General features: G+C 64.2%; 19 protein-coding genes and 2 pseudogenes. 12 read left to right on the plus strand and 9 right to left on the minus strand.

The annotated features are described in order from the left end of the window. The first annotated feature begins 1 nt into the window (after position 1). The 6 genes from VGR99_RS28310 (at position 2) to VGR99_RS28335 (ending at position 6150) form a co-directional block, all read left to right on the plus strand. Positions 2–412, plus strand: coding sequence for a GNAT family N-acetyltransferase (locus VGR99_RS28310; RefSeq protein ID WP_326903250.1), 411 nt, complete (start codon positions 2–4; stop codon positions 410–412). Then, entirely contained in the window at positions 409–2316 is a 1908-nt protein-coding gene (cobT, locus tag VGR99_RS28315; protein ID WP_326903251.1) for a cobaltochelatase subunit CobT, read from the plus strand. The genes VGR99_RS28310 and cobT overlap by 4 nt, the downstream gene beginning before the upstream one ends. Then, positions 2313–3395: an esterase-like activity of phytase family protein gene (locus VGR99_RS28320; RefSeq protein ID WP_326903252.1), complete on the plus strand. Its 1083-nt coding sequence runs from the start codon at positions 2313–2315 to the stop codon at positions 3393–3395. Before cobT ends, VGR99_RS28320 begins: the two co-directional genes overlap by 4 nt. Before the next feature lie 43 nt (positions 3396–3438). Next, on the plus strand, positions 3439–4134 hold the full coding sequence (locus VGR99_RS28325; RefSeq protein ID WP_326903253.1) for a hypothetical protein: 696 nt from the start codon (positions 3439–3441) through the stop codon (positions 4132–4134). A gap of 140 nt (positions 4135–4274) precedes the next feature. After that, positions 4275–5387, plus strand: a complete 1113-nt coding sequence (locus VGR99_RS28330) for an NADH:flavin oxidoreductase/NADH oxidase (protein ID WP_326903254.1) — start codon at positions 4275–4277, stop codon at positions 5385–5387. A gap of 355 nt (positions 5388–5742) precedes the next feature. Further along, positions 5743–6150, plus strand: coding sequence for a hypothetical protein (locus VGR99_RS28335; RefSeq protein WP_326903255.1), 408 nt, complete (start codon positions 5743–5745; stop codon positions 6148–6150). A gap of 158 nt (positions 6151–6308) precedes the next feature. Here VGR99_RS28335 and VGR99_RS28340 read toward each other — a convergent pair whose 3' ends face one another. The 3 genes from VGR99_RS28340 to VGR99_RS28350 form a co-directional block, all read right to left on the minus strand. Beyond that, positions 6309–6554, minus strand: a complete 246-nt coding sequence (locus VGR99_RS28340) for a PilZ domain-containing protein (protein WP_326903256.1) — start codon at positions 6552–6554, stop codon at positions 6309–6311. 274 nt (positions 6555–6828) lie between these two features. Further along, positions 6829–8166: a DUF2235 domain-containing protein gene (locus tag VGR99_RS28345; RefSeq protein ID WP_326903257.1), complete on the minus strand. Its 1338-nt coding sequence runs from the start codon at positions 8164–8166 to the stop codon at positions 6829–6831. Between the two features lie 127 nt (positions 8167–8293). Continuing rightward, positions 8294–8641: a hypothetical protein gene (locus VGR99_RS28350; RefSeq protein ID WP_326903258.1), complete on the minus strand. Its 348-nt coding sequence runs from the start codon at positions 8639–8641 to the stop codon at positions 8294–8296. 357 nt (positions 8642–8998) lie between these two features. Here VGR99_RS28350 and VGR99_RS28355 point away from each other — a divergent pair, with 357 nt between their 5' ends. From VGR99_RS28355 to VGR99_RS28365, 3 genes are all read left to right on the plus strand, one after another. After that, complete coding sequence (locus VGR99_RS28355; protein ID WP_326903259.1) at positions 8999–9265, plus strand: hypothetical protein; 267 nt, start codon at positions 8999–9001, stop codon at positions 9263–9265. Then, entirely contained in the window at positions 9258–9554 is a 297-nt protein-coding gene (locus VGR99_RS28360) for a hypothetical protein (protein ID WP_326903260.1), read from the plus strand. The genes VGR99_RS28355 and VGR99_RS28360 overlap by 8 nt, the downstream gene beginning before the upstream one ends. A 119-nt stretch (positions 9555–9673) precedes the next feature. Next, on the plus strand, positions 9674–9952 hold the full coding sequence (locus tag VGR99_RS28365; protein WP_326903261.1) for a DUF1488 domain-containing protein: 279 nt from the start codon (positions 9674–9676) through the stop codon (positions 9950–9952). A gap of 61 nt (positions 9953–10013) precedes the next feature. On the opposite strand, the pseudogene VGR99_RS28370 reads toward VGR99_RS28365, so the two are convergent. Then, positions 10014–10142, minus strand: a pseudogene (locus VGR99_RS28370) (phospholipase effector Tle1 domain-containing protein); the annotation flags it as partial. A 120-nt stretch (positions 10143–10262) separates the two neighbouring features. On the opposite strand from VGR99_RS28370, the gene VGR99_RS28375 reads away from it, so the two are divergent. Beyond that, a complete protein-coding gene (locus VGR99_RS28375; protein ID WP_326903262.1) occupies positions 10263–10943 on the plus strand; it encodes a hypothetical protein in 681 nt (226 codons plus the stop codon). A gap of 260 nt (positions 10944–11203) precedes the next feature. Here the strand turns inward: VGR99_RS28375 and ftsZ are convergent, their stop codons facing one another. Both ftsZ and VGR99_RS28385 read right to left on the minus strand, forming a co-directional pair. Then, on the minus strand, positions 11204–12457 hold the full coding sequence (gene ftsZ / locus VGR99_RS28380; RefSeq protein ID WP_326903263.1) for a cell division protein FtsZ: 1254 nt from the start codon (positions 12455–12457) through the stop codon (positions 11204–11206). Positions 12458–12615: 158 nt separating this feature from the next. Continuing rightward, complete coding sequence (locus VGR99_RS28385; protein WP_326903264.1) at positions 12616–13341, minus strand: hypothetical protein; 726 nt, start codon at positions 13339–13341, stop codon at positions 12616–12618. Positions 13342–13615: 274 nt separating this feature from the next. Here VGR99_RS28385 and VGR99_RS28390 point away from each other — a divergent pair. Next, positions 13616–13892: pseudogene (locus VGR99_RS28390) on the plus strand (DUF1488 family protein); the annotation flags it as partial. Between the two features lie 197 nt (positions 13893–14089). Here VGR99_RS28390 and VGR99_RS28395 read toward each other — a convergent pair. The 3 genes from VGR99_RS28395 to rpmB form a co-directional block, all read right to left on the minus strand. Continuing rightward, positions 14090–15256: a patatin-like phospholipase family protein gene (locus VGR99_RS28395; protein WP_326903265.1), complete on the minus strand. Its 1167-nt coding sequence runs from the start codon at positions 15254–15256 to the stop codon at positions 14090–14092. A 296-nt stretch (positions 15257–15552) separates the two neighbouring features. Beyond that, positions 15553–16749 carry a pentapeptide repeat-containing protein gene (locus tag VGR99_RS28400; protein WP_326903266.1) on the minus strand — a complete coding sequence of 399 codons (1197 nt, stop codon included), beginning with the start codon at positions 16747–16749 and terminating at the stop codon, positions 15553–15555. Between the two features lie 263 nt (positions 16750–17012). Further along, entirely contained in the window at positions 17013–17318 is a 306-nt protein-coding gene (rpmB, locus tag VGR99_RS28405; RefSeq protein ID WP_326903267.1) for a 50S ribosomal protein L28, read from the minus strand. A 517-nt stretch (positions 17319–17835) separates the two neighbouring features. Here rpmB and VGR99_RS28410 point away from each other — a divergent pair. Further along, on the plus strand, positions 17836–18699 hold the full coding sequence (locus tag VGR99_RS28410; protein WP_414645195.1) for a DUF3108 domain-containing protein: 864 nt from the start codon (positions 17836–17838) through the stop codon (positions 18697–18699). Positions 18700–19017: the final 318 nt, after the last annotated feature.

A 19017-nucleotide genomic window follows, 5' to 3' on the forward strand; every position in this document is an offset into this window, starting at 1 on the left:
CATGCCGACCATCACCGTCGAGCGCACCATTGGGACCACCAAGAAGGCTGTGCTCGCCGGGCTCGGCGCTTATAACGACGAGCAGTTTGGGAAGCAGAAGTCCAAGAGCATCGCGGTCTCGTTGAAGGACGGCCGCAAGATCGTCGGCGGCGTCGTCGGGCACCTCTGGGCCACGGTTCTGTTCGTCCAGTATTTCTGGATCGACCAGAAGCAGCGCGGCAAGGGTTTCGGCACGAAGCTGATCGCGGCGATCGAGGACGAGGCACGACGGCAGGGCGCGGTCCAGGCCCATGTCGACACGATGAGTTTCCAGGCGCCGGGCTTCTATCGTTCCTGCGGGTACGAGGAATTCGGCACCCTCAAGGGCTATCCCGGCGGCGTGACGCGCCATTCGTTTACGAAGTCGCTATGAGCACATCATCATCCAACTCCAAATTCCGTAATACGAAGGAAGCGCCGACCGAGCCGTTCAAGCGCTCGGTGGCCTCCTGCCTCAAGGCGATCGCCAAGTCGCCCGAGCTCGACGTCAGCTTCGCGGCCGAGCGCCCGGGCCTTGCGCCGGGCAAAGCACGTTTGCCCGAGCCCGCGCGAAAGATGACCAAGCGCGATGCTGCGATCGTGCGCGGCCACGCGGACTCTATCGCGCTTAAGATCGCGTGCCATGATCCGAAAGTGCATCGCAAGCTGATGCCCGGCAATCCGCAGGCACGCGGCGTGTTCGAGGCGGTCGAGCAGGCTCGCGTCGAGGCGATCGGCGCGCGCCGCATGGCGGGCGTTGCGAAAAACCTCACCGCGATGCTCGACGACCATTTCCATCGCGGCAAGTTCGACGAGATCACCGACCGCGCTGACGCGCCGCTGGCCGATGCGCTGGCGATGCTGGTGCGCGAGCGCCTGACGGGCCTCGCACCGCCCGCCGCCGCCAAGAAGATGGTCGATCTCTGGCGTCCCATCCTCGAAGACAAGATCGGCAGGCGGCTCGACCGGCTCGACGGCGTGGTCGAGGACCAGACCAAGTTCGGCGACGCCGTGCATGACCTCCTGACCGCGCTCGAGCTCGGCGACGAGCGCAGCGCCGACAGTGAGGACAACGAAGACAACGACGAGAACCAGGACGGCGACAACGATCAGTCCGGCGCCGAGGGCTCGCCCGATTCCGACGCCGCGCAGGAGATGAGCGCCGACCAGGCGCAGGCCTCCAGCGAGGAGATGAGCGAGAGCGCGATGGAAAGCGCGCAGGCCTCGACCTCCGACACCTTCGACGACGGCGAGCTCGGCGATGACGAGACGCCGGGCGAGGCGACGCGTCCGAACGCGCACGGCAAGAACGAGCCGCGGGGGCCGGAATATCACGCCTTCGCGCCGAAATTCGACGAGGTCATCGCCGCCGAAGATCTCTGCGACCATGACGAGCTGGAGCGCCTGCGCGCCTATCTCGACAAGCAGCTCGCGCATTTGCAGGGCATCGTCGCCCGCCTGGCCAACCGGCTGCAGCGCCGCCTGATGGCGCAGCAGAATCGCGCCTGGGAGTTCGATCTCGAAGAGGGCATCCTCGATCCCGCGCGCCTGTCGCGCGTGGTCACCGATCCCTATCACCCGCTGTCCTTCATGCACGAGAAGGAGGCGACGTTCCGCGATACGGTCGTGACGCTGCTGCTCGACAATTCCGGCTCGATGCGCGGCCGCCCGATCACGGTCGCCGCCACCTGCGCCGACATTCTCGCGCGCACGCTGGAGCGTTGCGGCGTCAAGGTCGAGATTCTGGGCTTCACCACGCGCGCCTGGAAGGGCGGGCAATCGCGTGAGGCGTGGCTTGCCGCCGGCAAGCCGGCCAATCCCGGCCGTCTCAACGATCTCCGCCACATCATCTACAAATCCGCCGACGCCCCTTGGCGCCGTGCGCGCAAGAACCTCGGCCTGATGATGCGCGAGGGTCTGCTGAAGGAGAACATCGACGGCGAGGCGCTCGATTGGGCGCACAAGCGCCTGCTCGGCCGGCCCGAGCAGCGCAAGATCCTGATGATGATCTCGGACGGTGCGCCGGTCGACGATTCCACGCTGTCGGTCAATCCCGGCAACTATCTCGAGCGGCATCTGCGCCACATCATCGAGGAGATCGAGACCCGCTCGCCGGTCGAGCTGATCGCGATCGGCATCGGCCACGACGTGACGCGCTACTACCGCCGCGCCGTGACGATCGTGGACGCCGAGGAGCTCGGCGGCGCCATCACCGAAAAGCTCGCCGAGCTTTTCAGCGAGACCAACACAGCGCCAACCCAGCCGGCCGGTCGCCCGCGACGCAAATTGCATTCGTGAGCACGCTATCGTCCCGCCGCAGCTTCATCAGCCACGCGGCGGCGGGATTTTCCACTCTCGCAGTCTCCCGCCTCGCGCAGGCGCAGATCACGACCGAGCCGCCGCCGCGCGCCGCGCAGGTCGAGCACGCCGTCACCGCGCCTGTCGGCATCGAGGTCAATGCGCGGCAGATCCCGTTCTTCGAGCCGCGCGACCGTTCGCGCACCCGCTTCGGCTCGCTGCAATATCGCAGCGGCCTGGTGCTGACCTCCGCACATCGCGGCTTTGGCGGCCTGTCCGGCTTCCGCTTCCTCGATGCCAAGGGCGAGCGCTTCCTCGCGCTGTCCGACCAGGGCACCTGGTTCACCGGCAGCATCCGCTATGCCGGCGGCAAGATGACCGCGCTCGACGATGTCGAGGCCGCGCCGATGCTCAATACCGAGGGGCGTCCGATCACCGACAGGCGCTTCTGGTACGATACCGAGTCGCTCGCGCGCGACGGCAACCTCGTCTATGTCGGGCTCGAGCGCGTCAACCAGATCATGCGCTTCGACTTCGCCAAGGGCGGCACGCGCGCCCGCGGCGAGGTGCTGCCGACGCCGCCGGCTGTGCGCAAGCTGCCCAACAACAAGGGGCTGGAGGCGCTGGTGTTCGTGCCCAGGGACATCAAGGGCCAGCCGCTCGGAGGCACGCTGATCGCCTTGTCGGAAGGCGGCTTCGATGCCGACGGCAATCTGATCGGCTTTCTGATCGGCGGGCCCACGCCCGGCCAGTTCAGCATCAAGCGCACCGACAAGCAGTTCATCAGCGACGCCGTGCTGCTGCCCTCGGGCGAGCTGCTCATCCTCGAGCGCAAATTCTCCTGGTTCACCGGCATCAACATCCGCATCCGCTCGATTCCGCTGAAGTCGATCGCACCGGGCGCGCTGGTCGACGGGCCCGTGCTGTTCGAGGCCGATCTCGGCCACGAGGTCGACAACATGGAAGGCATCGACGCGCACGTCACGGCCGAGGGCGAGACCGTGCTGACGCTGGTGTCGGACGACAATTTCTCGATGCTCCAGCGCACCCTGCTGCTGCAGTTCACGCTGGTGGAGTAAGGCCGTCGTTGAACGCGGCTGCCGGCCGCCACGACCAAGCCTCATGCACCTCCGCCGCGCCATCGCCGCCGCTCTCTTCATCATGCTCGCCGCATCGCCGCGGGCGTACGCCACGGCCGAGCACACCTATGCGAAGGGCGAGTACGGCATCATCGCGGGCGGGTGGGCGCCGAACAAGCGGCTCGCCATCGCCGTTCATGGCGAGGGCGAAGGCGCGCATGACAAGTTTCACGCCTATCTGATGGCCGAGCCCAGGCATCGCCGGCTGGCGACGCTGGACGGCATCAGCGAGGATGACAATCTCGACACCGCGTCGGACGCCTATTACGCGGAATGGTCGCCCGATTCACGCTACGTCGCGGTGTCCTTCCGCACCGAGCGTCACATCATGACGCTGAACATCTATGCGGTCGAAGGCAATCGCGCGCGGCTGATCGCAACGCCGGACCTGTTTCGCGTGGCAACCGGCCGCACGGTCGTCGTCAAGACCGACGGCGACATGCGCACCTATTTTCCGACGGTCAAATGGCGCGGGCCGCGCAGCTACGATCTCAACGACTACCGTCTGTTCGTCCAGGACGACAAGTCGCTCGCCGAGAAGCTCGGCGAGCTCGGCAGCCTGAGCAAAATGGAGGACGGCCGCTATTCGATCGAGTTCGCCGCCCACGCCACCATCACGATCGGGCGCAGGGACAAAAGCCGCATCGGCAGGCTGCGGCTCGGGGTTTTCCAGCGCTAGCGGGCCGTTCCCGTGATCATATGACGCGCGCAATGCATGGCGCTTTGGGCGGGCATGCCTTCCGCGCGGCTGGCAATTTGCGATCGGCTGACTAAACTTCATGCAATTGCTTCCATCCCTCCATCCCCGGAACTCCCCGCATGAGCGCCCTGTTTTCCCCGATCAAGCTGCGCGGCCTGACGCTGAAGAACCGCCTCGTCGTGTCGCCGATGTGCCAATATTCGGCCGACGACGGCGTCGCCACCGACTGGCACTTCACCCACATCAACAATCTGGCACTGTCGGGCGCGTCGATGTTCTGCATCGAGGCGACCCATGTCGAGGCGATCGGCCGCATCACGCCGGGCTGTCTCGGGCTCTACAGCGACGCCTGCGAGGCCGCGCTGAAGCAGATCCTCACCTCGGTGCGCAAGCATTCCTCGACGGCGATCGCGATGCAGATCGCGCATGCGGGCCGCAAGGCATCGAGCGCGCGGCCCTGGGACGGTGGCCAGCTGATCCCGCAGAGTGAGGGCGGCTGGCAGACGGTGGCGCCGTCGGCGATCCCGCACAAGGAAGGCGAGGCCGCGCCGCTGGCGCTGGATGCCGCGGGCCTGAAGCGCATCCGCGAGGCCTTCGTCGATTCGACCAGGCGCGCGGCGCGGCTCGGCATCGACGCCATCGAGGTGCACGGCGCGCACGGCTATCTGCTGCATCAGTTCCTGTCGCCGATCTCGAACCGGCGCACGGATGAATATGGCGGCTCGCTCGCGAACCGCATGCGCTTCCCGCTCGAGGTGTTCGACGCGGTGCGCGCGGCCTTCCCCGGCGACAAGCCGGTCGGCATGCGGGTGTCGTCGACCGACTGGGTCGAGGGTGGCTGGGACCTGGCGCAGACCATCGAATTCGCCAACGCGTTGAAGGCGCGCGGCGTCGACTGGATCGACGCCTCCTCCGGCGGCGTCTCGCCGCTGCAGAAGATTCCGCTCGGGCCGGGCTATCAGGTGCAGTTCGCAGATAGCATCAGGCGCGAGACCGGCCTGCCGACCATCGCCGTCGGCCTGATCACCGAAGGCAAGCACGCCGAGGAGATCGTCACGTCCGGCAAGGCCGACATGGTCGCGCTCGCCCGCGGCCTGCTCTACGACCCGCGCTGGGGCTGGCACGCCGCCGCCGAGCTCGGCGGCGAAGTCGAAGCGCCGCCGCAATATTGGCGCTCGCAGCCCTCGACGCAGAAGGCGCTGTTCGGCAAGACCACGTTCGGGGCAAGGTAGGCCCACATACTCCGTCATTGCGAGGAGCGTCTTGTCCGCCGTAGCTCGAAGAGCGAAGGCGGAAGCGACGAAGCAATCCAGACTGTCTCCGCGGGTATATCTCTGGATTGCTTCGCTGCGCTCGCAATGACGATGGGGAGGCAGTCGTGCATCACAACCGCCGCTGCAAGTTGTCGCCACACCTCTCCCTGTAGTTTCGGATTCTACGTTCGCAGGGACGACGCTGAATACGCCGCACGCGCTTTATTCCCTCACCATCGCAGCACCCACATCACGTATCCGTAAAACTCCTCACCTTCCACGACCCGCAAAACTGGCCTAACCTTCGCGCATCGGGGCATCACGGAGGCCGGCCATGCGGTTTCGTGTTCGCAAGACTGCCCATGTGTTCGAGCGCGTGGGCCTGGCGATGGCAGGCGCGGCGTGCGGGCTGTTCGTCGGCGCCTATGTCGGCTCGGCGATCTCGCCTCTCACCACGCAAGGCTTTCTGCTGCTGATGATGCTGCTCGGCATCTTCGGCTTCTATCTCGGCATCGACACGCCGCAGCTTCCCTTCGACGATGCGCACAGCCGGATCGATGCCGCGGAATTCTTGAGCGCCGCCGGCACGCTCTGCGCCACGCTCGCCGCACTCGCCTCCGTCGCCGTCATCGTGCTCCGCCTCGACCCGCACCTCGCCTGGACCTGGCTCGTGCTGATCGGCTGGGTCGGGGGCGTCGCGATGCAGATCGTCGGGGGCACGAAGGCACGGATGCGGAAGTAGCTGGCTGCTGGTTGGTCGAGAGCTCGCGCCACAAGCACACTGCGTTCCCTCCCCCCTTGCGGGTCCCGCAAGGGGGGAGGGGGCCGAGCGGAGTGCGCGGCGACGTTACCGGGCTACGATTCACGCTGTTGAGAATTCGCCCGCGTTCAGCGCCGCCTTTAAAACACCACGCCCACCCGCGTGCCGCGCTTCCACGCGATGCGGCAGCGCTTCTTGGTGTTGACGTGCAGCAGCTCGAACCGGTCGGGGATCTTCACCTGCCCGCCGAGATCGACGCAGGCTCCGCCGGGCGAATAGTCGATCAGCGTGCAGACGATCACCGGCGCGCGCGGGTCGGTGATGATCTTGGCCTGGCGCGACACCAGCCCTGCGGGTTTCACGCGAGCATATTTGCGCGGATGCATTGGCACTCTCCTCCAATTCCGCGGACGGCGCGGCGAGCTCTGTGCAGAATGATGCGGAGGAGTTGATGCGAACCAGCTAAGGCGCGGGCGAGAATTTTAATGAAAAGTGGCAGCGAGTGGAGAAAGCGGCGGTAGTGGAGTGCGGCGCCGTTGCCCCAACCACCGTCATTGCGAGCGCAGCGAAGCAATCCAGACTGCGCCCGTGGAAAGACTCTGGATTGCTTCGTCGCAAGGGCTCCTCGCAATGACGAGCTGAGAGAGCGACGCCCGCACCTCACCCCGTCACGCTCTCACCCGCCTCCGCTTCGCCGCCCGTCGCCGGCTCCACCGGCATCGGCACCGTCTCATACACCTTCGGCAAATTCACCGGCCGATAGGTCGGGTCCACCGCGATCCGCTTCAGCACGCTCTCATGCACATGCGCGCCTTCGGGGATGACGCGCGGCTCGCAATCGGGGATGTAGAAGCCGAGCACGACCTTCCTGTCAGGCCATTCCTTGTACTTCGCGCTCTTCGGCAGATATTCCAGCACGCGCCAAGCCGCCGTCATCGAATTGTGCAGCTCGCCGGTCTTGCCGGTGTAGGCGGGCGCGACATATTGGAACGGCGATTTCTTGCGCTGGATGCCCCAGACGAGCTGGTTCACCGTGCGCGGGTTGAAGTTCAGCCCGGCCTTCGCGGCCTCCCCGATCATCCACAGCAGCGGATATTTGGACTCACCGCTCTCGGCTTCCGGATAGCCGCCGCCGACGTCGCAATGCACGCCGGCGAACCACACCTGCAGAATGTCCTGCGGCTCCTTCTTCTCGTCGGGGATGTAGCGGTTGCGCCAGTACTCCTGCGGCTCCTCGTATACCTTGAGGCGGAACATGCAGCGCCGTTCGTCGATCGCGATCGCCTGGCGGAAGATGTGAACGCTCGGATTGCGCAGCGTGAAGGCGAGCTCCTCCAGGCTGAATGCGAGGAAGAAGGCGTCGCGCCGCGGCACGATCACGCTCGCCACCGTGTCCCAGACGCCGATGAAGTGGATGGTCGGCCAGCGCGTCGAGGTGATGCGCGCGAACTGGGCGGCGAGATCGAATTGGTCCTTCGGCAGCGGCCCGCTCTCGTCGAAGTCGATGTCCTTGAGATCCTCGATATCGTTGCCGCGCCCGGTGCCGGAATATTGCTTGTAGGCGACGAGGCCGCTGCCCGCGAGGTTCGCCTGCTCCGGCGAGATCAGCCCGATCTTGTGGATCAGCCCCGCCAGCACCCGCACGGTGTAGGCGCCGCGCGAGAAGCCGAACAGATAGATCTTGTCGCCCGGCGCGTAATGCTCGACCAGGAAGCAATAGGCCGAGAGCACGTTGTCATCGAGCCCGTAGCCGGTGGCGAGCCCCAGCACCAGGTTGATGTTGGCCTTCCAGCGATGCCAGGTCGACGGCTCCGTCACCGTGCCGACCCCGGGATCGTAGAACACCATCTGCCGCGGCTGCGTCTTGTCGGTCTTGCGCAGGCAGCGATAGAGCTTCAGGACGTTGGAGATGTTCTCCGAAATCTCGTTGCCGGTGCCGTCGCAGCAGATGACGAGGTTTTTCGGCTCGGGTTTCGGTTCGGTCTTCTCGTGGTCCACAGGCGGCCCCTCCCGGAAATGCTACCCGGGCGAGTATAGCCGAAAAGCGCGACGGAGAAGAGACGATGGCAATGGCCGTGCAGGCGGTGCGCTCCCTCTCCCCGCGCGCGGGAAGAGGCGAAAGAACCTACTTCTTCTTCCCCGGCCCGAAATCCGGCTGCCAGGCCGCCTCCTTGCGGCTCGGCGCCGCGGCGATCACCTTGGCCTTGTCCTTTTTCGGCTTCTTGGCTTCACGATTGGAGCGTTGCTGTCCCTTGGCCATGGCATCGGTCTCCTTTGCAGGCTTGAGTTCGTCCAGTTCGTCCGATTGCAGCACGCGTCCGCGCGGCGTGCAGACGCGCACGTCCATGAAGCCGTCGCGCAGCAGCTTGCGCGCCAGCCGCAGCGCCACGGTGGCGTCGCTGCGGCCGTGGTTGGCGCTGCCGTATTCGCCGGTCGCCAGGATGAGATAGGGCACGCGGATCGGCCTAGCCATGGAACAGGGCCGCCGCGCCAACGAGAAGCAGCAGGAACAGCGGAACGACGACGGGCGGAACGATCCAATCCGAGGCGCGCAAACGCGACATCGCATGCTCCTTCGCGAGCACGCCAAGAGCGTGCTCTGATGACTGATTCCTCGGCGGGAGCGCACGTGACCCTCAGTCACCGGTCGATGCCGTAGCGGAAGATGCGGTGATGCGGCAGACCCTACGCCTGCATCGCGCCGATAGCGAGGACTAAAACGCCGCGCAAACGGCGGCGACGATAGTGCTGGCTATTGCCGCGCATTGAGCGCATGGTCGTCGCAAGCAGGCGTCGGTTGGGGCCGCTCTCGCAGGGAAGGCAGGCGTGCATGACCATCCGTACGCGGCGGGAAACCGTCACGTTCAGGCATCCGTTCCGCATCCACGGCATCGATCGGCTGCTGCCCGCGGGCGCCTATCAGGTGATCGCCGACGAGGAGACGATCGAGAGCGAGAGGTTCTCGGCCTGGCGCCGTGTCGGCACGCTGATCATCGTGCCCGCGGAAAGCCCGGTCGGCACCATGGAGATGCTGTCGATCCGCGCGCTCGACCTTGCGGATGCGCAACGCGTCGATGCGAGTGTCGCCAATGACTGACGCCCCCGTCGATCTCGACAAGCACCGCGGCATGGCCGCCCAGAAAGCGACCGACCTGCGCCGTGCGCTGGCCGAGGTCGAGAGCAATGTCCGGCAGCTGCGCGAGCGCGAAGCCGATCTCGAGAACCGCCTGATGACCGTGCCCGCCGCCTCCTGGCCCGAGGCTGCGGTGAAGGCGCGCTACCTCCTCAACCTCTACGCCGCGAGCTTGCCGGCCGAAGACACCCGCCACCGCGCGCTGGTGACCGCCCTGTTCGACGATTTCGCAAGGCTCGGCGGCGATAGCTGAAGCGTCCTCGGGGGTACACCTCGCGGACTTGTCCCGCCGAAGCCTCAGCGAAGGCGGAAGTCGCCGCCGCAGCACCGCGTTCAGGTTTCGGGAAACAGCCCGCATCAAAGGAGTAAGCCATGACGCTCACCAGCGGCCGTCTCATCGGCTACGAACAGGATCGCGGCATCATCCAGTTCTCGATGCACGACGGCACCAGGGAAATCCCCTGCGCGATCTCGACCTCCGCAATGGACGATCTCGAACGCGGGTCGCAGGCCCGCCCCGAGCACCGCGAAGCCCAGTTCACCCGCCTCCGCGACCGCATCGAGGCGCGCGCGGCGAGCAAGTATCACGCGACCGAGTTCGAGGGCACGCCGCCGGGGATCGTGCTGCGGAGCATTGATTTTCGGCGGTAGGGCGGGCGCTAACGCGGCGTCGTCGGCGACATCACAGCGTCACACGGAGCGTGAAGCGCCGCGTCTTGTCCGTCTTGCGCAGGCAGCGATAGAGCTTCAGGACGTTGGAGATGTTCTCCCAAATCTCGTTGCCGATCCCGTCACAGCAGATGACGAGGTTCTTCGGTGCGGGGTTGGCTGAGTGCTCCATGGGGTGCGCCTCCGGGTGATGCTACCGGGGCGAGTATAGCGGAAATGGACGGCAGCGAGGAGACGACATTAACCACTTGTTAACCATGCCGTCGCCTAATGTGAACGGCTGGGGGGCACCATGGCGGCCCATATGATGCGACCGAAGTTGATGCCTGTTTCGGCCGATCCGGCCATCCGGTCGGTGGCGAGGCTGGCGGTTCGCGCCAAGGCCGTCTTGCAGATCAAAACGCCTGTCCTGCGGAGTAATGCCATGTTCGGGAAGGACGACTTATTGGACAATCTAAGCCGCGATCTTGATCGCGCGCGCGGAAGACGCGATGCACTCGCATCCGAAGCCACGACCCTGACGGCTCAGATCGCCGAAATTGAAGCCCGCCTTTCGGAGGAGAAGAACAGGCGGGAGCGTGATCGCGTCTTGAGCGAAATCGAAACGATCAAAACGCGAGTCAAACGAGCCGCCGGCGCGTTTGCACCTGTCGTCGATGGTCTCTCCAGCGCGATCGAGTCGGCCGCGGCCGTCGTGCCCGAGGCTCGCGAGCTCAATAGTTTCCTGGTGTCGGTGGCGAGCGAAATCGACAGCGTGCTCGATCCCCTGTTGCGCGAACTGGATCAGCGCGCGGATGCGGTGCGTGCAGGACAGGCGGTACCGGACCTCCCGAGTCCGGCCAATGAAGCGCCGCCCGTCGAGCTGCCGAAAGACGCCAACGATCGCCTGCTTCGCTTCCCGGCATGGCTGTCTCGCGACAAGGAGACGGATAAGAAGGAAACCGCAGAGGGCCCGCGCAGCACGGCAGCGTGAAGCATCGGCGGCTGGCTTCGTTGCGGCGCATCCCTCGAGACGCCCGCCAAAGCGGGAGAGTTACTGTTTTGCGCCGTCATTCCGGGGCGCGCCTCTTGGCGCGAGCTACGGTGCGCAAGTGCGCACCTGAGAATCCGTACTCACGATGGTGGTTATGGATCCTCAGGTGCGCACTTGCGCACCGTAGCTCGCGACTTGGTCGCGCCCCGGGATGACGACCTGTTGTTGGGTGACAGGTAACCCCTCCCTCCAGCCACCGCTCAGTTGCCGGCGCGGCGCAGGAAGGCCGGAATATCGAGAATGCTTTCGTCAACCGCATTGCGCGGAGAGGGGCGGCCGTAGGGATCGAGCGGCTGGGGAGCCGCCTGGCGCGCATAAACCGGCCTGATCGGTTGCCCCCCGGCTTGGCGCGGCTCGGTGCGGAGCGGCGGGCTTTCCACTTGCGGAAGGGGTGCGCTGCGCTCGATGCGATCGGCGATGCGGCGGCTGTCGTTGCGCAAGCGGCCGGCGAGCTGCGTGAGTGGGCTTTCCGCCGATTGCGCCAGGAGCGCCGGGTCGACATTGTCGATCCCGGTCGCCACCACCGAGACGCGGACGATACCTTCGAGGCTTTCGTCAAAGGACGCGCCGACGATGATGTTGGCGTCCGGATCGGCCTCGTCGCGAATGCGGGTCGCGGCTTCGTCGACCTCGAACAGCATGAGATCCCTGCCGCCTGTGATGGAAATGATGAGGCCGCTGGCGCGCTTGATCGACGGGTTCTCGATCAATGGATTGGAAATCGCGGCCACGGCGGCGGCGAGCACGCGCTTCTCGCCGGTAGCCTCGCCCCGTCCCATCATCGCCTTGCCTCCCTCCTGCATGACGGAGAGAACGTCGGCAAAATCGAGATTGATGAGGCCTTCCTTGACGATGAGGTCGCTGATGCAGGCCACACCCGAATAGAGCACCCGGTCGGCAAGGGCAAAGGCATCGGCGAACGTGGTCTTCTCGCTGGCCACCCGGAACAGGTTCTGGTTCGGGATGATCAAGAGGGTGTCGACCGTCTTCAATAGCTCCTCGATGCCGGCTTCGGCAAAGCGCATGCGGCGCTGGCCCTCGAAGAAAAATGGCTTGGTGACCACGCCGATCGTGAGAATGCCGAGCTCGCGCGCGGTCCTGGCGATGACGGGTGCAGCCCCGGTGCCGGTCCCGCCGCCCATGCCGGCCGTGACGAACACCATGTGCGCGCCGGCCAGATGATCGCGGATCCTGTCGATTGTCTCTTCGGCTGCGGCGCGTCCGACGTCCGGCTGCGAGCCGGCGCCAAGGCCTTCGGTCACCCCGGCGCCGAGCTGGATGATGTGCTCGGCCCTCGACATGGCAAGCGCCTGCGCATCCGTATTGGCGACGACGAAGTCGACCCCCTGCAGCCCGGACGTGATCATGTTGTTGACGGCATTGCCGCCGGCGCCGCCGACCCCGAACACGACGATGCGCGCCTTCATCTCGCTGATACCGGTGATGTCTGTCATTCTTCCCTCGCGGTTGCTCCGGCAAGCCGGGGATGGAGAAAGGTCCGAGTGCTATTTGCGGAGCATGATCCGGACCCGGAGGGCCGCGTTAGCGCAAAGTGTGCAGCGGTTTTCCGAAAAGATCATGCTCGAACAACAACCTGATACGCGATGACGAATCATCGCGTACTGGCCGCGCGGTCTGCTCCGATGATGGAAGCGGCCAGGCGTCCCAATCGACGCGCGGCTTGTCCCGCGTCCGAGCCGCCAGCTCGACCGGTCCGCAGAGCCGTCACTTCTTCTTCCAATTGCGCCGCCCACTCATTGGCTGCCGTCGTCTCGGCAGCCGCCTGCTTGAGCTCGACGGCGAGGCGATCGGCGCGCTCCCGCTCGCGCTCGAAATCCGCTCTGGTGTCGGCTGCCGCTATTTCGAGCCGCGCGATCTCCGCCTTGAAAGCCTCGATCTCCGATGCCTGGATCTCTGCCACGGAGGCGGCTGCCGCCCGCTCATTGGCTGCGATCGTCTCGGCAGCCGCCTGCTTGAGCTCGACGGCGAGGCGATCGGCGCGCTCCCGCTCGCGCTCGAAATCCGCTCTGGTGTCGGCTGCCGCTGTTTCGAGCCGCGCGATCTCCGCCTTGAAAGCCTCGATCTCCAATGCCGCGGTCTTCAATGCCTCGATCTCTGCCATGGAGGCGGCGATGTGGTCTGCCTGACGACCAACTTGGCGACCAATTCGCGGGCGAGGCTTGTACCGGAGTTCGGAGACATCAACGCTCACCAGGGCTTTGCCGTCCTCCGAACGCGAGCGTGGCAACCGGTGCCGTCTGGCAAGGGCACGAGCGGCCTCGCGCGAGATGTTGAGGCGGGCACCTAGATCAGCATAACTCAGCAACGCAACTGACATCGGCTGTCTCCTGGAACGAACCGGGGAGGCATTTCGGACTGATGATGGCTGGACGATAACAGCAGGCTAGGCGGCGTTGGTTAACGAACGGTTAACGCGCTTGCGGCGCTCTTTGCCGGTGACGGCGCATCAGATAATGAGGTTGTTCGGCTTGGGTTTTGCAGCGTGCTCCACGGTGGGCCCCTCCAGGTGATGCTACCGGGGCGAGTATAGCAGAGAAGCGCGAGCGCAATTGCGCACCAGGTCGGGACGACGTCCAGTCAAGGGAGTAACCATGCCCCTCACCAGCAGCCGTTTCAGCGGCCACGAGCAGGACCGCGGCATCGCCCAGTTCTCGATGCAGGACGGCGCGAAGGAAATCCCCTGCGCCATCTCGACCTCCGCCATGGACGATCTCGAGCGCGGCCCGCAGACCCGCCCCAACGAGTGCGAAGCCCACTTCACCCGCCTCCGCGACCGCATCGAAGCGCGTGCGGCCAGCAAGTACCGTGCGACCGAGTTCGAGGGGACGCCGATCAGGGATCGTGCTGTGGAGCATTGATTTTCGGGGGTGGGGGCGCCTACTTCGGCGGTTCTTGCGACTTGCTCTGAAATTGAATGTTGCACTTCTTTGCGAGCGAGGCCTGCTCAATCGCAACCATCTGTCCCTTCATCTGCGCAAGTTCGGCCGCAGTCTGTTTGTCGCCACCAACCAGGAACGCTGCGGGCGAAAAAATAACGACAGCAACGCCCATAGCGCAGCGAGAAATCAAATCATGTCGAACGTTTGAGGAAAGTGTTCGGGCTGCACCTGTAGTTTGGCGGCCTTGTTTCCAATCTCAGCGAGTCGATCCATGTTGGAGGCATTGTCCATGCGTGCGACTTGTGCGAGCGTTTCGGGATCAAGGGTGAGTCCGAGTGTTGACTTGAGCCAAGAAGCGTCGATGAGGGCGTCATATCGAGCATACGTCGCAAGTTGCGGGCCGTCACTGCTATCAGCCTCCATGCTCCCCACAACTCGGTCAATCGACCATGGAGTCACGGTGCGGGTTAGCCATTGTAACACGGTCTGATTTGATCGGGCACAATCATCCATCAATGACTGGAGAGCTCTCACGCCTTGCATCGCGGAGAGCATATTCATTATTTCGTCTGCAGAGTAGGTCGGCCGATAAGTGCCGGTACCGATCGAGATCAGCAGTATTTTATCCGACGCCGCCGGCCATCGGAAAGCGTGTCCGTGAAGCGTGGCGATTAATAGCATTTGTAAGGCTGGATCGTTGAAGGGGCTCACGCCTCCGTCTACGAATGCGCCATCGACGTGCGTCCCCGAGCGTGACGCAATACAAAGACGTTCTGGCTCGAAGTAGGTCGGAGCTGCAGTACTTGCACGTACTATCTGGGTTAACTTCATTTGGCCGGTCTGAGCTGCGTACGGCGCAGAAGGATGGTTATTCAGCGGCCATAGGCTGCCGGTATCAAGCCGTTTGGTCATAATCATCAGACCAGTCAGGATGCGCTCGCTTGATAACGTGATGTCTGCTCCTAATACGGCGTCCAGAGCACTTTGAACGCGATCTGCACTAAACTTGGGCGCCAATAGGCCGCGCTTAGGGAGGAATCTGGATTTCTGAAATATCGTCGTTGCTAGTGATCGATACAGCACCTTGATGCTTGCTGCAGTCATTCCGCAGGCTAGGCCGGCCGCGATAATGGCTCCTGTGGAGGTGCCCCCTATGAGATCAAAATATTCTCCAAGCCGGAGATCCGGATCATGGTGGCGTGCTCGCAGGAGCGCCTCGATCCTTTCAAGGTATTCGAGCGACAACACTCCGCGCACGCCGCCGCCGTCCAGGGACAATATGCGCTTCGGGCCGCGGTGAGGATCGAGATGGTCCCGCTTGTCTCTTTTTGTGATTGATTGGGCCGTACGCATGTATCTCCTCCGATGGTTTGGCAGTGAGATATAATTCATCGCAGCCATCGCGGTCCGAACCGAACCCGACGACTTTCTCCGATCAGCTTCGTTCGTTGCTATGCAAGATCGGCAATAGCGCTGGGATCGGAAGGGTCCACGTCAGCGGACGCTGCCCGAGAATTGGCGGGCCGGACGATGAGATTAGAGCGTTAGCAGAAGCCACACTTGGGCCAAGTAAGGCTCCCTTGAAAGATGTTTAGTCGGATTCGGAACTAGATCGATGTTCTCAGGTATGAGACGGGCCATCTGGTTGCCTATTGCGGTTTAGCCAGCTCAGCGTCGATCGTGCGCCGCCGCTTTGCCAAGGCCTCAACTTTGTTTTCAGCAGGCGCGATGACCTTCTCCGCGAGCGCCGCGAGCAACTGCTCAGGCTCTTTGTATTTGTACACCGGAAGTACCCAATGGAAATCCTCCGGGTCGAAATCCTTGAACATCGAATAGAGCGACGAGCCTTCGAGCAGCAGCGGTTGAACAGGTACGCGAACGGAAGGGATGATCGCTTGTAACTCCTGAGGGATGCTGCTGGGGTCAGTTAGGTCGGCAATGACGAACCGAGCCATGCGGGCCAGTAGCGTGACCGTCTCTGTTAAGTTTCGCCTTTCAGGAAGCTTGAAGTCAAAGAGGATCGGCAGGTAACCACGCTCGCGCAGTTTGTCCCGAAGGGCGTCGAGAACCGCCTTTCGGTCATCTGTGAAACGGCCGAGGATCAGTACAGCCTTGGAGGTAATTGTATCAATGACGTCGCGGATTTTCGGGTTGCTGAGCATAAGGTAGATGAACTGCGCGACCTCGATATTGTCGACCGTGATCGCGGGCTCGTCTCTTCTTGTGATGACTAAGTTCCTCTGCTCTGTCTTGGTGTCCAGTTTCAGACCCCAAGCGGATGCACCATGGATGCGACAGCCGGTGAGGTCAGCGCCCGCAAAGTCCGTATTCACCATAGTGCTAACCTCGAGGTCTGCCGCGCTCAACTTCGCCCCGTTGAGGACTGCATCGCGGAGGTTTGTCCCTTCGAGGTTCGCCCAGCGGAGGTCTGCCTTGCTGAGGTTCGCGTTGCTGAGGTTCGCCCGGCTAAGGTTCGCCCGGCTAAGGACTGTACCGCGGAGGTTGGTCCCTTCGAGGTTCGCCCCGCTGAGATCTGCCCCGCTGAGGTCTGCCCCGCTGAGGATCGCCCAGCGGAGGTCTGCCTTGCTGAGGTCCGCGTTGCTGAGGTTCGCCCCGCCTAGCTTCGCCCAGAAAAGGTTCGCCTCGATGAGGTTCGCCCCGTTGAGGTTCGCTTGGGTGAGGTCCGCCGAGGTGAGGTTCGCCGCGCGGAGATCTGCCTCGCAGAGTTGCGCCTCGCGGAGGTCCGCGCCGGAGAGGTCTGGACGGATACCGATGTTCTCGTAACGCCAAACGTTCCAGGCATCCCTCTTATTCTTCAGCCGAGCGATGTGGTCGCCGTTCGCCATGAGAGTTCCTCCATGGACAGTTCACTAGTGTACGGTTCGGTCGACGTGTCGGCAACGGCTCTGGGCGCGCCGGACCTTGTCCATGATCTCAAACAAATGAGCGGTTGCCAGAAACCCGCTACACCCCGGTCTTCAACCGTGGCGCTCTGGCCGCACAAACAAGAACGGCCGGATCTTCCGATCCGGCCGTCAACGCAAACTCTACCTGGCCAAGCCTACGCCACGCGACGCAACTTAGCCCCCGCCCGATTTGAAAACTTGGCTTAGCTGGCCTTCTTGACCGGCGCGTCGCCGACCTTCTTCTGGATGGCGCGCTTCAGCTCGAGGGCGCGCGGCGACAGGGCCTCAGAGTTGGCCTTGAGCAGGAAGGCGTCGAGGCCGCCATTGTGGTCGACGCTCTTGACCGCGTTGGTCGAGACGCGCAGGCGCACGTTGCGCTCCAGGGCTTCGCTGATGAACGTCACGTTGACGAGGTTCGGCAGGAAGCGGCGCTTGGTCTTGATGTTGGAGTGGCTGACCTTGTGGCCGACGAGGGGGCCCTTGGCCGTCAGTTCGCAGCGGCGAGACATGGTATCAATCCTCAGGTTCGAACCCCCAACGATTGCGGCCGCCATTCTGGGCGCCACGGGGGCTAATTCTTTCGTCCTTGCAGGGAGCGGGCGGACGTATAGGGGGGAAGGGGCGGGTAGTCAAGGATTTGGGCGGGGTTTCATGCCTACGTCATGCTCCGCCCTCGGTGTCATCGCCCGCCTTGTGCGCAATTGCGCACTGGGGCGGGCGATCCAGTACGCCGAGGCGGTGCGGCTGGAACCGGGAGGCTGCGGCGTACTGGATACCCCGCTTTCGCGGGGTATGACAGCGGAGCGGGCGGGGAGAAGGGGTCGCGGAATGCGCGCAGCCGGGTGCGCCGCCCTGCCGCGCCCCGATCACCAAAACGGCAATGATTGAAGCGCCTTACCATCACATAAAGGGCGTATTCACACCCGAAGTATCCGGTGGAGTTCCCGGAGAGACATGCCCGGACACATTGTTTGCTGCGGTTTTTGGCTTAAGTAACAACCGTTCGCGCCCCGATTGGACTGTTTCGTGCTCACATCCTCCCCTCATTCGCCCCGGCCGGGTTGGGTCGGCCGGCTGGCCTTCGCGGTCCTTTGCGGGCTCGTGGTGGCGTGGGAAGCCGAGCCGGCGGCGGCGCAGGGCAAGCTCGAGGCGCAGTATGAGGCGACGCTGGCGGGCATTCCCGTCGGCAAGGGCGCCTGGAACATCGACATCCAGGACGACGTGTTCGCAGCCGCGGCCTCCGGCGGCACCGCGGGGCTGCTGAAGTCGTTCGCGGGCGGGTCCGGCACCGGCGCCTCGCAGGGCCGCGTCGTCAACGGCGCGCTGGTTGCGACCGGCTACCAGGCCTCCACCACCACCTCGAAGAAGACCGAAGAGATCCGCATCACGCTCGACAAGGGCAATGTGAAGGAATTCGGCATCGTGCCGACGCCGCCGGTCGATCCGGACCGTATCGTCGTCACGGATGCGCATCGCCGCGGCGTTTGGGATCCGATGACGGCCTCGCTGCTGCGCGTGCCCGGCACGGGTGATCCCGTGACCCCGGACGCCTGCCACAATTCCGCGCCCGTGTTCGACGGCCGCATGCGCTACGACCTCAAGCTCGATTTCAAGCGGATGGAGACGGTGAAGGCCGAGAAGGGCTATCACGGCCCGGTCGTGGTCTGCTCGCTCTATTTCGTCCCCGTGGCCGGCTACATCCCCGACCGCCCCGTGATCAAATACCTCGCCGCCCAGCGCAACATCGAGATCGCCTTCGCGCCGGTCGCGGGCACGCGCATCCTAGTCCCGTTCTGGCTGAAAGTGCCGACGCCGCTGGGCCCCGCGATGCTGGAAGCGACGAGCTTCATCACCGCCGCCCAGCCGCCGCGCGTGGCGAAGACGCAGTAAAGCCGTCAGGGGCTACCAGCCCGCAGGGCCGAAAATAAAACATAGAAAATTCAATAACATGCCTACTGCGCATGGGGTTGTTTTCGCGAAAAATGAGCTTTGACTCCCGACCCTCACCCTGAGGAGGCCGCGGAACGCGGCCGTCTCGAAGGGCGAAGGCCCGGCTGTCGCGGCGTGGATGCAGCCGGGCCTTTCATCCTTCGAGACGCGCTGACGCGCTCCTCAGGATGAGGATCGAGGGTGCGGGAATCCATTTGACTCCTCCCCGATTCTGATTCGACTCCGCACCGTCCCCAATTTTAAGGAACCCGCCCTCAA

Source organism: Bradyrhizobium sp., assembly GCF_035935975.1.
Taxonomy (GTDB): Bacteria; Pseudomonadota; Alphaproteobacteria; order Rhizobiales; family Xanthobacteraceae; genus Bradyrhizobium.